This window comes from Pseudomonas sp. GL_117, from assembly GCF_057835125.1.
In genome coordinates this window covers 5,992,111-6,004,176 of record NZ_CM174418.1, presented here as the reverse complement: position 1 = coordinate 6,004,176, position 12,066 = coordinate 5,992,111, and the positions used below count along the sequence as shown (strand labels likewise).

Below are 12,066 nucleotides of genomic sequence, written 5' to 3'. Positions count from 1 at the left end.
TGGCTGTCACGGTCGACGGCCTGCTGTTCAGTGCTGTGCTGGCGATTCCAGTGCGTCCAGCCAGTCGTTGATCACGGCGCGGGCGGCCACGGTCAGGCGGTCGCCCAGCTCGATGGCGGCGGCGCGCAAGGCGTGGGGGTTGATGCCGGTTTGCGACAGTTCGCAGGCATGGCCGACCAGCCAGTGTTCGAGCTTGTTTACATCGGCTTCGAGGTGAAATTGCAGGGCCAGCACGTTGCGACCCAGGGCGAATGCCTGGTGGGCACCGACCGCCGTGCTGGCCAGGTGCACGGCATCCTTGGGAATATCGAATTGGTCGCCGTGCCAGTGCAGTACGGGGGTGCCTTGCAGCGCCGCGAGCACCGAATCCTGCCCGGCCGTGGTCAGGGTCAGGGCTGAAAAACCGATTTCCTTGACGCCCAGCGGGTACACCTTGGCACCCAGGGCGCGGGCAATCAGTTGTGCCCCCAGGCAGATCCCCAGCATCGGTTTGCCCGACTGCAAACGCTGGTTGATCAGCGCCAGCTCGTCATGCAGGAACGGATAAAGCTGCTCGTCGTAGGCCCCGATCGGGCCACCCAGCACGATCAGCAGGTCGGCCTTTTGCACGTGCGCGCTGTCGAGTGTGTCGAGCATGGGGTCAAGGTAGTGCAGTGCGTAACCCTGTGCGGCCAGGACGGCTTCCAGGGTGCCGGCGTCCTCGAAATGTATGTGGCGCAGCGCAATTGCAGTCTTCATGGAAAAAACTCGTGTGTGAAAGCGATTAAGTGCCGGTTCATGCCGGCGGGTTCAGGTCTACGTTGAGCGTCCCGGAACGCGGGAAGGTGCAGCAGGCCAGGGCATAGCCTTGCTGCTTGTCCTGATCGCTGAGGCAGAAGTCCGGTTGCAGGGTGTAGTCGCCGTCGGACACCTTGACCCGGCAGACCCCACAGATCCCTGCCCGGCACAGACTGCGCACGGCAATATCACCGGCTTCGAGCATGGCCAGCAGGCTTTGGCCGGCGGGACCTTCAACCACCTGGTCGGTGTCCTTGAGCTGCAAGCGCACGCTAGACGGCGATTCGGCCGCCGCTGCGGGGGCCGCTACCGGCGTGAACGATTCGATCAACAGCGTGCTGTCAGGAAACAGCGCCGTGGTGTGTTCGCGCATGCCTTGGGCAAATGCCTGGCTGCCGCAAATCACCACGGCCTCGGGTGCGCCCAGCAGGCTCAGGTCGGCGGCGCCGGGGCGCCCGGCCTTGAAGTGGCCGTTGCTCTTGACCGTCTCGCGGGTGACAAACACCTGCAAGGCGAACCACGCCGTGGTCAGTTCCAGCTCCAGCAGCTCCTGCAAGAACGGGATCTGGGCAATGCTCGGTACGCACAACACCAGCGCCACGTCGGGCACCGCCAAGCCGCGCTGTGCACGTTCGCGCAGGCCGCGCAGCAAGGCGATCGGCAGCGTGATACCAATGCCGCCGGCGAGCATGCCGACCCGCTGGCAATCCACAATCGAGGCCAGGCAAATGTCGCCGGCGACAAAGTGCATCGGTGCCGTTTCGCCTGCGCACAAGGTCGCGTGCAATTGGTCGGAGACGCCGCCGTGGCCTTCGCGTTTGACCGCAATTTCAAACAGGTCCGCCGCCGGTGTGCGGGTGATCGAATACAGGCGCTGCTGCGGCGTGCCGGTGGTGTCCGGGTAACTCACCGCCACGTGCCGGCCGGGGCGCAGGCCGTCGAGAAACTCGGCGCTGGCGCCGTGGGCGCGCAGGGCGAAGACCTTGATGTCGGCGGTTTCATGGGTAACGCTTTCGCAGCGTGCCTGAAGTGTCATGCCGTTCATGCGCGGGCCTTTTCGCGAAGGGCGTCCATTGCGCTGTCAACGTTGCCCAGGCCGTTGCCGGTCAGGCCGATGCGGTCGATCAGGGCTTCGACCGAGTCGGTGTAGACGCTGATCTCATTGTTGTCGCCGACGTCATGCAGGATGTCCTGGGCATGGGGGAAGTCGAGCATCGCGAACACGCTCGACCAGGCGCCCATTTCGTTGTTGGCGAACATCTGCACGGTCTTGAGAATCACCGCGCGCAGGTACTCGCGCTCCTTGCGGCTCAGGCCGTGCACGATGTCGGACGCGACGAAACTGAACACGCTGGAATGGCTCCATTCGTCCATGGCGTGGGTGCGGGTGACCTCATGGCAGATCGCCTGGATGCTGGTGTCTTCCGCCATGGTCTTGAGGTAGTCGGTGATCAGCGTCTCACTGGCGCACGCGACCCCAAAGCGGGTCAGGCGCCGTTCCCATTCGGCGGTGCAGTTGGCCAACAGGCCTTCGCGCCAGGTCACCAGGTTGAACGCGCTGAAGTCCAGCGGCTTGAGTTTGCGCATGTCGTAGATGTAGTTGCAGGCCATGATCGACATACGCGTATGCAGCGCCTCGTCCAGCAGCGCCTGGGACATCACGTCTTGCAGCAAGGCGCGGTTCTGGCTGGGTGGTGGGGTCTTGATGATGTCTTCGCAGGCAGGCACCACCACATCGCATTCGATGTAGATGGTCTTGAGGTTGTAGATCCCCCAGGCGTAGGACAGGCACTGCGATTGCAGGGCCTGCGGGGCTTCGCGCCACGCCTGGTGATCGCGGAACGGCAGCAGGCAAGCACTGAAATCCTGCTTGGCCGGGTTGAAGGCCAGGTTCCAGTAGTCGGGTTGTGGGTTGTTGACGGCGGCGCGGGTTTTCCACAGGCCGGATAATTTCGTCAGCATGTTCTGAACCACGTCATCGGTTCCACAGTTCAAACGGTCCATGTTTTCTTTCCCATTGGTCAGGCTATTTTTTTGTCTGTGTCTGGTTTGCGCATGTGTTTTTTTTCTACAGGCATGCGCTTTTCAAGTCTGCGGCAATTCGGTTGGCACGGTGTTGTCCTGGGTCATTTAAGGGCCACAAGCGGTGCGGTTGATGGGTTTGATCGCTCCAGGTACCAGGACTGCATCAAGGTCAACGCCACGGTCAATCCCATGAAAGCGGCGCTGGCCCAGAAGATGGCGTCGGGGTGGCCCCTGTCGAGCAGCCAGCCGAAACCGACCGGCCCCAGCGTGCCGCCGATGTTGAAGCCGGTGCTGACGATGCCAAAGGTTTTGCCCTCGGCGCCCTTGGGTGAGGCGGCGCGGACGAGCATGTCGCGGGACGGGGCGATCAGGCCGGTCAAGAAGCCGGCGCTGCCCAGGGTGATCAGCAAGGCCATGTCGCCCAATTCGGCGTTGGCCACAATCAGGATCAGTACGCCGGCCAGTGCAAAGGCGAGGGCGGCGACGAGGCCGTGGCGTCGGGTCCGATCCGCCAGCGCACCGCCGGCCAGCACGCCAAAGGCGCTGGCGAACAGGAATGCGGTGAGTGCCGCATTGGCCCAGGTCAGTGCCACGCCCTGGCCTTGCATCAATGCCGCGACAGAGAATTTTTCAATCGCGCTGGTGCTCAGGTTCAACACCACAAACAGCAAGGTCAGGCTCAGGATCATCGGCGAGAGCAGCACGGCCCGTCGGCCGCCGTTGCTGTCGGACGGCGTGGCGACGCGGCGTACATGGCTCACTTCTGCCAGCCCCGAGCCGGGCAGCAGCAATACCCCCAGCGCCACCACGCCCACCAGCGCGGCCGCCACGAAGGCCAGGCCCGGATGACTGGCGGTGGCAATCGTGAGCAGCAATACCGGGGCCACGGCTGCGCCGAGAAAACCGGCAAAGGTGTGCACCGAAAACGCCTTGCCGATATGGGCGGGGTTGATCGCCTGGGAGAGCAGTGCGTAGTCCGCCGGGTGATAGACCGCATTCGCCAGCCCCGCCAGGACCATGGCGATCAGCAGGCAGGTGTAGTTGGGGAACAGCGCAATCAGCAGGAAGCTCAGGCTGCCCAAGGCCACGGCGGCGATGAGCAGGCGCCGGGCGCCATAGTGGTCGACGGCGTAACCCATGGGGGCCTGCACCAGCGCCGTGACGATATTGAACAGGCTCAGCGCCACGCCCAGTTCCACATAACTGACGCCCAGAAACGCCGGCAACACCGGAAACAATGCCGCCAGCACCATGATGTGCAAATGGCTGACAAAGTGCGCCGTGGCGACCTGTGAGAGCAGTCCGATACGAACGATCGACATGGCTGAACCTGTTCAATGAGCGAAGAGTCGTTTGTTGAGCCGGGGCATTGGAAAAGCCATTGCGGCTCGAATCGGCGCAGATATTAAGCAGGCTATGGTCTTGCGCAGTAGTCCATTGCGGGCGGAGTAACCAGACCACTTGTAGGGTTATGCCAGCCGCTTGCGATGTGCCCTGGGATACAAGGTGTGTGGTTGCGAAGTGGTCTGTAGAACCGGCACGCAATGGTCTATCTGGCGCGTCGGGAGGCCGTTAGGGTAGTCGGCCATGGATAAGCCCGCTGGCGGGTGTGGCTTGCTATTCGATGTGCGCCGACAGGAGTCAATATGCCGAATTTCGCTCGAAGGGACGGATGTGCGCTGCCATTCGTCAGTGCCGATCACTTGTCCCAGGTGGACCGCGAAGTCTGGGGCGCGATCGAAGCCGAGCGTCTGCGCCAGATCCATTCCATTGAGCTGACGGCCACGGAAAACGTGGTCAGCCGCGCCGTGCTCGAAGCCCAGGGATCGATCCTCACCAACAAGCACGCCGAGGGTTACCCCGGTCGGCGTTATTACGCCGGTTGCCACAACGTCGACGTGGTGGAAAACCTCGGCATCGAACGCGCCAAGCGGCTGTTCAATTGCGCCTACGCCAACCTGCAACCCTATTCGGGCAGCCAGGCGAACCAGGCGGTGTTGCTGGCTTTGCTGGTGCCGGGGGACAAGATCCTCGGGCTGGACCTCAAGGCTGGCGGGCACCTGTCCCATGGCGCGCGGTTCAACCTCTCAGGTCGATGGTTCCAGGCCTTGAGCTATGGCGTGCACCCGCAGACGCATCGCGTAGACATGGAGGAAGTCGAGCGCATCGCCCGACAAGAGCGACCGCAACTGCTGATCGCCGGCGCTTCGGCGTACTCGCGCACGCTGGACTACGCGCGGTTTCGCGCAATTGCCGACGAGGTGGGCGCTTACCTGATGGTCGACATCGCCGAGGTGGCCGGGCTGGTCGCGGGCGGCGCGTTTCCGTCGCCGATCGAGTTTGCCCATGTCACCACGGCGACCACGCACACCACACTGCGCGGGCCACGTGGGGGAATCATCCTGTGCAATGACCCGGTGATTGCGCAAAAAATCAACGCGGCGGTGTTCCCAGGCCTGCAATGCGCGCCGCTGATGCACATCATCGCGGCCAAGGCGGTGGCCTTGGGCGAGGCCCTGCAACCGGGCTTCAGCACCTATACCCATGCCGTCATCGCCAACGCCCGGGCCTTGTGCGGACGGCTGGCGGAGGGCGGGTTGTCGGTGGTGTCCCAGGGCACCGACTCGCACCTGGCGGTGATTGACCTGCGGCCCTGGGGCCTGGCGGGCAATGTCGCCGAACACGCCCTGGAACAGATCGGCATCACCTTGAATCGCAATGCGGTACTGGGCGACCAGGCCAAGCCCAACGTCACCTCCGGTATCCGCCTGGGCAGCGCGGCGTGCACCTCGCGGGGGATGGGCATCGAAGAGTTCCAGGAAATCGGCGACATGATCCTGGCCTTGCTCGGCGGGGTCCGCAGCGGCACCTTCGACCGCCGCACCGCGACGTCCATCCGCGAAGGCGTCGCCAGCCTGACCAAGCGCTTCAGGCTGCCCTACTGACGCCTCCCGCCACTTGCCAGAAGAAGGACCTGCCATGCCGGACATCGCTCATCGCTCCCGTCACAAAACCCTGCGCACGCCAGCGCAGACCGCCGCGACAGCGTGCGCCAACAAGCTGCGGCGCGCGCGGATGTATGCCCAGGCGCAGCGCCTGTTGATGAACTACGCCCTGGGTCACTAGCGGGTTTTCAGCGCATTCGCCAGGCGCAGCATGGCGGCTTCGATCTCGTAGGCGGTCAAGGACGAATAGCCGAGCAGCCAGCCCTGCTTCTTTTCCTCGCCGGCATACAGTCGGCTGAGGCCGGACAACTGCACACCGGCACTGGCGGCCTGGCGGATGGTTTTCTCTTCCGACCAGCCTTCATGCAGCAGACACGGGATCTGCAAGCCACCCTGCGGGCGCCAGGCCGTCACCACCCCGGCCAAGTGCTTGCCGATCGCGTCCAGCATGATCGACTGGCGCCCCGCGTAGAGCTTGCGCATGGCGCGCACGTGGGCGTTGTAGTGACCGTCTTCCATAAAGCGCGCCAGGGTCAGTTGCAGGATCTGCGGCGTGTGGCCGTCCATCATGCTGCGGGCGTAGGTGAAGGCCTTGACCAGCTCGCGGGGCAGCACCATGTAGCCCATGCGCAGGCCGGGGTAGAGGGTCTTGCTGAAGGTGCCGATGTAAAGCGTGCGCTGGTACTTGTCCAGGCCCTGCACGCAGGCGGTGGGTTTGCCGTCGTAGTGAAACTCGCTGTCGTAGTCATCTTCGATCAGCCATTTGCCTTTTTCCGCGGCCCAGTTGATCAGTTCGAGGCGGCGCTCCAGGGTCAGCGTGGCGCCGGTCGGGTATTGGTGCGAAGGCGTGACGTACACGCAGTGGGCGCCGCTGCGGTCGGCGTACAGCAGGTCGGTGCGAATGCCGTGCTCGTCGACATCGATGGGCAGCACCTTGGTCTCGGCGGTTTCAAAGGCTTTCTTGGCGCCGTAGTAGCCCGGATTTTCCAGCAGGATCGGTTTGCCCACGTCTGCCAGCAACTGGGCGCACAGGAACAGCGCCTGGCGGGTACTGCTCAGCACCAGCACCTGGTCCGGCGAGCATTTGGCGCCACGTTCGAGGTTAAGGTAGGTGGCGATGGCCTTGCGCAGCGGCTCGGCGCCTTGGGGGTCGCCGTGCAACAGCACATGGCTGCGATAGTCCTTCATCACCTGGCGTTGCAGGCGCTCCCACACGTCGGTGGGGAAGGTGCGGGTTTCCGGCAGGCCGGTGGCGAACGCCTTGATCACCTGTTGATCGGTGACGCCGCCGCTGTCGAGGATCATTCGCCCGCGCTGGCTCAAGCCGGCGCCGGGTATGGCCTGGTTGCTTTTGACTTCCTGGGCCTTGATGCGTCGGCGCGAGGCGCCGCGCAAGTCGGTGCCGATGGCGTCGCACACGTAGCTGCCGGAACCTTCGCGGCGCACGATGAAACCGTCGCGGTGCAACTGCACGTAGGCGTTTTCCACGGTGTCGCGGGCGATCCCCAATGACTTGGCCAACACCCGCGTCGCCGGCAGCTTGAGGCCGGGGGCGAGTGCGCCTTCCAGGATCAGGGCGCGCAAGGCGCGTTGAATGCGCTGGTGCAGGTCCAGCAGTTGGAATTCAGCATCCTTGAGCCGCATCTGCAGCGTCTCCAACTCGAACGTTTTTGCCATGTGGTCTGCCTAACTTCCGTGAATTGGCCTGTAGCGGCAGGCCAGTCTATCCGTAGACTTCAAACCCTGCCACCGCCTTCATCGGCGGCCATTCCAGATGCTGCGTGCATGCTTCGACAGGGAGTCGTCAATTATGGCCAGGTCACACAATTTCAGCGCGGGCCCTGCGGCATTGCCCATGGAAGTGCTGCGCCAAGCCCATGAGGAGTTTTTCGACTTTGCGGGCACGGGCATGTCGGTGATGGAAATCAGCCACCGCAGCGGGATCTTCATGGAAGTCGCCCACCAGGCCGAACAGGACCTGCGGGAGCTGTTGCAGGTGCCCGCCGCGTACAAGGTGCTGTTCCTGCAAGGCGGTGCTTCGCTGCAATTTGCCCAGGTGCCGATGAACCTGTTGGGCGACAAACGCAGCGCGGACTACCTGCATACCGGTCTCTGGTCGGGCAAGGCCATCGAGGCTGCCCAGCGTTACTGCGACGTGCGTATCGCCGCCAGCGCCAAGGCCGACGGATTTGATCGCGTCCCCGCCGTGGCGGGCTGGAACCTCAACCCGGACGCCGCCTACCTGCACTACACCGAGAACGAAACCGTGCACGGCGTGCAATTTGCCGATGTGCCCGACAGCACTGTGCCGCTGGTATGCGACGCCTGCTCAAGCCTGCTTTCCAAGCCGATCGACGTGGCCCGGCACGGCTTGATCTATGCCGCCGCGCAAAAAAACATGGGCATTGCCGGGCTGACGGTGGTGATTGTCGACCCGGCGCTGCTGGATGCCGCCCAGGCGTTCACCCCCGACATCCTCAGCTATGCGCGCATCGCCGACGCGCAGTCGATGCTCAACACGCCGGCGACCTTCCCCTGGTATCTCACCCACCTGACGCTCCAATGGATCAAGCGCAGCGGCGGCGTCGAGGCCCTGCACCGGCTCAACCAGGCCAAGGCCGAGTTGCTCTATGGCGTGCTCGATAACAGCGACGGGTTCTATCGCAACAGCGTGCAAGTGCCGTTTCGTTCGATCAACAACGTGCCGTTCCGGCTGGCCGATACCGCGCTGGAAAAGACCTTTGTGCAGCGCGCCGAACAGGCCGGCTTCTACGGGCTCAAGGGGCACGCCTCGGTCGGCGGATTGCGCGCCAGCCTCTACAACGCGGTCACGCTCGATTCCGTCGCGGCGCTGGGCGACTTCATGCAGGGTTTTGCCCGCGTGCATGGCTGAACCCGGGCGGTCTGCCAAGTGGTCTGGTCAAGCTGGCGCAAGTGTCGGGGCAAAACCAGCCATTTCAGGGTTAAAAATTATCCACCTCGCGGGGCCTGAAACCTCGTTCTGTCAGGAGCAAATCCGTCATGTCTTCTCTGAGATCACCGTCGTCGCTGCGCTTGCGCGACCTGTTTCATCCCGTGATCGCCGGGCTAATCTCGGTGATCGTCAACTATGGCGGGACCTTTATCCTGGTGTTCCAGGCGGCCAGGGTCGCCGGGCTCAGTCCGGAGCTGACGGCATCGTGGGTGTGGTCGGTGTCGATTGGCGTCGGCGTGACCGGGCTGTTTCTCAGTTGGGTCAGCCGCGAGCCAATCATCACCGCCTGGTCGACGCCCGCCGCGGCGTTCCTGGTGGTGGCGTTGTCCACCACGCCCTACGCGGAGGCGGTCGGCGCGTACATTATTTCCGCGGTCGCCTTCGTATTGCTGGGGATGTCGGGCTGCTTTGAAAAAGTCATCCGGCTGATTCCGCCAGGTGTTGCGGCGGCGTTGCTCGCCGGGATCCTGCTGCAATTCGGTATCGGTGCGTTTGGTGGCATGAGCCTGGACCCGGTGCTGGTGGGGTTGCTGATCGTCGCCTACATCGTGCTCAAACGCTTTACCGCCCGTTACGCCGTAGTCGGCATCCTGGTGCTGGGGTTGGTGTTTCTGTTGACGCAGAACCGCGTGGACCTGTCCGGGCTGTCGCTGCAATTGGCCGCGCCGGTGTTCACCGCGCCTGAGTTTTCGCTGAATGCGCTGCTCAGCGTGGCGCTGCCGCTGTTTCTGATCACGCTGACGGGCCAGTACATGCCGGGCATGCTGGTGCTGCGCAACGATGGCTTCAAGACCAGCGCCAACCCGATCCTGACCGTGACCGGGCTGGGCTCGCTGCTCATGGCTCCGTTTGGCTCCCATGCGTTCAACGTGGCGGCGATCACTGCAGCGATCTGCACCGGCAAGGAAGCGTCGGAAGACCCGTCCAAGCGTTGGGTCGCCGGGGTAGCGGCGGGCGTGTTCTACATCCTCATCGGTGTGTTCGGGGTGACGCTGGCCGCTGTGTTCATGGCGTTCCCGGCCACGTTCATCACGACGCTGGCCGGCTTGGCGCTGCTCGGCACCATCGGCGGGAGCCTGGCCAGCGCCATGGCGGACGTCAAATCCCGCGAGGCCTCGCTGATTACCTTCCTGGCGTGCGCCGCCAACATCACCCTGCTGGGCATCGGTGGCGCGTTCTGGGGGCTATTGATCGGGCTGACCGCGTACGCCGTGCTCAACGGCCGCCTGCCACGGCGCAAGGCACAAGTGGCCGAGACCGACGTGACCGTCAAGGAGGCGACCCAGTGACTATCGCCCAACCGCAACACCTCGGCACCCTGCACTCAGGTCACGGCCGCTATCCGCAGGCCACCAGCGTGGAGGATTTCCGCCGCAACCTGGCGGCGGTGCAGCAACGGATCAGCGACGCCTGTGCGCGGGTCGGACGCGATCCGGCGAGCGTGCGCCTGCTGCCGGTGAGCAAGACCTTTGATGAAGCGCATCTGCGCCTGGCCTACGCCGCCGGTTGTCGGTTGCTGGGGGAAAACAAGGTGCAGGAAGCGCAGCGCAAATGGGAGGCAATGGCCGACCTGACCGACCTGCAATGGTCGGTGATTGGCCATCTGCAAACCAACAAGGCCAAGCAGGTCGCGCGCTTTGCCAGTGAGTTCCAGGCGCTGGACAGCCTGCGGGTAGCCGAGGCGCTGGACCGTCGCTTGCAGATCGAGGGGCGCCAGCTGGATGTGTTTGTCCAGGTCAACACCTCCGGCGAGGCCAGCAAGTACGGGCTGGCGCCGGATGCCGTGGCGGATTTTCTACAGGCCCTGCCGGCGTTTTCCGCGCTGCGGGTTCGCGGCTTGATGACCCTGGCGCTGTTTTCCGCCGATGTGGTCCGCGTGCGCCCGTGCTTTGTACGTCTGCGTGAGTTGCGCGAACGCCTGCGTGACAGCGCCCCGGCGGGTGTCGGCCTGGGCGAGTTGTCGATGGGCATGTCCGGCGACTTTGAAATTGCGATTGAAGAAGGCGCCACCGTCGTGCGCGTCGGCCAGGCCATTTTCGGCGCCCGCGCCATGCCGGACGCCTACTACTGGCCGACGGCGGACGCCTGATCGACCGGCCTTGAACTACCTACGTATCGAGTGACTTGCAAGGAAACCCCGTGATGTCTTCTGCACCCGCGTACCTCATGCACACCTATGCCCGCCAACCGGTCGCGTTCACCCGTGGCGAGGGGCCCTATCTTTGGGATACGCAGGGCGTCCAATACCTGGATGCCATTGCGGGCGTCGCGGTGACCAGCCTGGGTCACGCCAACCCGGAAATCGCCGCGGCCATTGCCGAGCAGGCCGGCCAGTTGCTGCACACCACCAACATGTTCCAGATCGAATGGCAGGCGCGGTTGGGCGAGCGCTTGTGCGGTTTGTCCGGCATGCAGCGCGCGTTTTTCTGCAACTCCGGTGCGGAAGCCAACGAAGCCGCGCTGAAGCTGGCGCGCTTGCACGGCAACGCCCGGCAGGTCGCGCAGCCACAGATCGTGGTGATGGAAAACAGCTTTCACGGGCGCACCCTCGCCACGTTGGCCGCGACCGGCAACCCTGCGGTGCAGCGCGGCTTCGAACCGTTGATGCCAGGTTTTATCCGCGTGCCCTACAACGACATCGACGCCATTCGCGCAGTGGCCGAGCAGTATCCCGACATCGTCGCGGTGCTGGTCGAGCCGGTGCAGGGCGAGGGCGGTGTACACCCGGCGTCCCGCGAGTACCTGCATGCCCTGCGAGAACTATGCGATGCCCATGACTGGCTGATGATGGTCGATGAAGTGCAGACCGGCATGGGCCGCACAGGTGCCTGGTTCGGTTTCCAGCACGCGCAGGTCGTACCGGATGTGATCACCCTGGCCAAGGCGCTGGGCAATGGCTTTCCCATTGGCGCCTGCCTGGCGCGGGGCAAGGCCGCCGAATTGTTTTCGCCCGGCCACCATGCCTCCACGTTTGGCGGCAACCCGCTGGCCTGCCGGGTCGGGTGCACGGTGGTCGACATCATGGCGCGGGACCAGATCCCACTGCGTGCGGCTGTCTCGGGGCGGCGCCTGTTGGCCACGTTGCAGGAGGCGTTGGGCAATCACCCGGACGTGGTGTCGATTCGCGGCCTGGGCTTGATGGTCGGCATCGAACTGAATCGCCCGTGCGCCGAACTGGTGGGACGCGCGCGTGACGAACAACACCTGCTGATCACCGTGACGCGGGGCACCACTATCCGCCTGCTGCCGCCGCTGATCTGCGACGACGCGCAGATCGACGACATCGCCGAGCGTGTCACTCGACTCCTGGCCCACAGCGCCTGACTTTTCACTCAAGGACCTCTT

11 protein-coding genes are annotated in these 12,066 nt (G+C 64.1%); 6 read left to right on the top strand and 5 right to left on the bottom strand.

Features of this window, described 5'->3' with window-relative positions:
* Positions 1–27: 27 nt before the first annotated feature.
* The 4 genes from AC3ISR_RS27550 to AC3ISR_RS27535 all read right to left on the bottom strand — a co-directional run bounded on the left by AC3ISR_RS27550 (position 28) and on the right by AC3ISR_RS27535 (position 4,124).
* On the bottom strand, positions 28–738 hold the full coding sequence (locus tag AC3ISR_RS27550; RefSeq protein WP_463983686.1) for a glutamine amidotransferase: 711 nt from the start codon (positions 736–738) through the stop codon (positions 28–30).
* A gap of 37 nt (positions 739–775) precedes the next feature.
* Positions 776–1,822, bottom strand: a complete 1,047-nt coding sequence (locus AC3ISR_RS27545) for a 2Fe-2S iron-sulfur cluster-binding protein (protein WP_192297989.1) — start codon at positions 1,820–1,822, stop codon at positions 776–778.
* Entirely contained in the window at positions 1,819–2,739 is a 921-nt protein-coding gene (locus tag AC3ISR_RS27540; protein WP_489324524.1) for an AurF N-oxygenase family protein, read from the bottom strand. The genes AC3ISR_RS27545 and AC3ISR_RS27540 overlap by 4 nt, the downstream gene beginning before the upstream one ends.
* 164 nt (positions 2,740–2,903) lie before the next feature.
* On the bottom strand, positions 2,904–4,124 hold the full coding sequence (locus AC3ISR_RS27535) for an MFS transporter (RefSeq protein ID WP_192297987.1): 1,221 nt from the start codon (positions 4,122–4,124) through the stop codon (positions 2,904–2,906).
* Between the two features lie 324 nt (positions 4,125–4,448).
* Here AC3ISR_RS27535 and AC3ISR_RS27530 point away from each other — a divergent pair, with 324 nt between their 5' ends.
* Together AC3ISR_RS27530 and AC3ISR_RS27525 are read left to right on the top strand one after the other, a co-directional pair.
* On the top strand, positions 4,449–5,747 hold the full coding sequence (locus tag AC3ISR_RS27530; RefSeq protein ID WP_463983685.1) for a serine hydroxymethyltransferase: 1,299 nt from the start codon (positions 4,449–4,451) through the stop codon (positions 5,745–5,747).
* A gap of 34 nt (positions 5,748–5,781) precedes the next feature.
* Positions 5,782–5,928 carry a hypothetical protein gene (locus AC3ISR_RS27525; RefSeq protein ID WP_192297985.1) on the top strand — a complete coding sequence of 49 codons (147 nt, stop codon included), beginning with the start codon at positions 5,782–5,784 and terminating at the stop codon, positions 5,926–5,928.
* On the opposite strand, the gene pdxR is transcribed toward AC3ISR_RS27525, so the two are convergent.
* Positions 5,925–7,424, bottom strand: a complete 1,500-nt coding sequence (gene pdxR, locus AC3ISR_RS27520) for a MocR-like pyridoxine biosynthesis transcription factor PdxR (RefSeq protein WP_192297984.1) — start codon at positions 7,422–7,424, stop codon at positions 5,925–5,927. The two genes, AC3ISR_RS27525 and pdxR, sit on opposite strands and share 4 nt — an antisense overlap.
* Positions 7,425–7,557: 133 nt before the next feature.
* Between pdxR and serC the strand changes: the two genes are divergently transcribed.
* The 4 genes from serC to AC3ISR_RS27500 all read left to right on the top strand — a co-directional run bounded on the left by serC (position 7,558) and on the right by AC3ISR_RS27500 (position 12,045).
* Entirely contained in the window at positions 7,558–8,640 is a 1,083-nt protein-coding gene (gene serC, locus AC3ISR_RS27515) for a 3-phosphoserine/phosphohydroxythreonine transaminase (protein ID WP_192297983.1), read from the top strand.
* Positions 8,641–8,768: 128 nt separating this feature from the next.
* Entirely contained in the window at positions 8,769–10,010 is a 1,242-nt protein-coding gene (locus AC3ISR_RS27510) for a benzoate/H(+) symporter BenE family transporter (RefSeq protein ID WP_463983684.1), read from the top strand.
* Positions 10,007–10,810, top strand: a complete 804-nt coding sequence (locus AC3ISR_RS27505; protein ID WP_463983683.1) for a YggS family pyridoxal phosphate-dependent enzyme — start codon at positions 10,007–10,009, stop codon at positions 10,808–10,810. The genes AC3ISR_RS27510 and AC3ISR_RS27505 overlap by 4 nt, the downstream gene beginning before the upstream one ends.
* 53 nt (positions 10,811–10,863) lie before the next feature.
* Complete coding sequence (locus tag AC3ISR_RS27500) at positions 10,864–12,045, top strand: aspartate aminotransferase family protein (RefSeq protein ID WP_489324523.1); 1,182 nt, start codon at positions 10,864–10,866, stop codon at positions 12,043–12,045.
* The last annotated feature ends 21 nt before the right edge of the window (positions 12,046–12,066 follow it).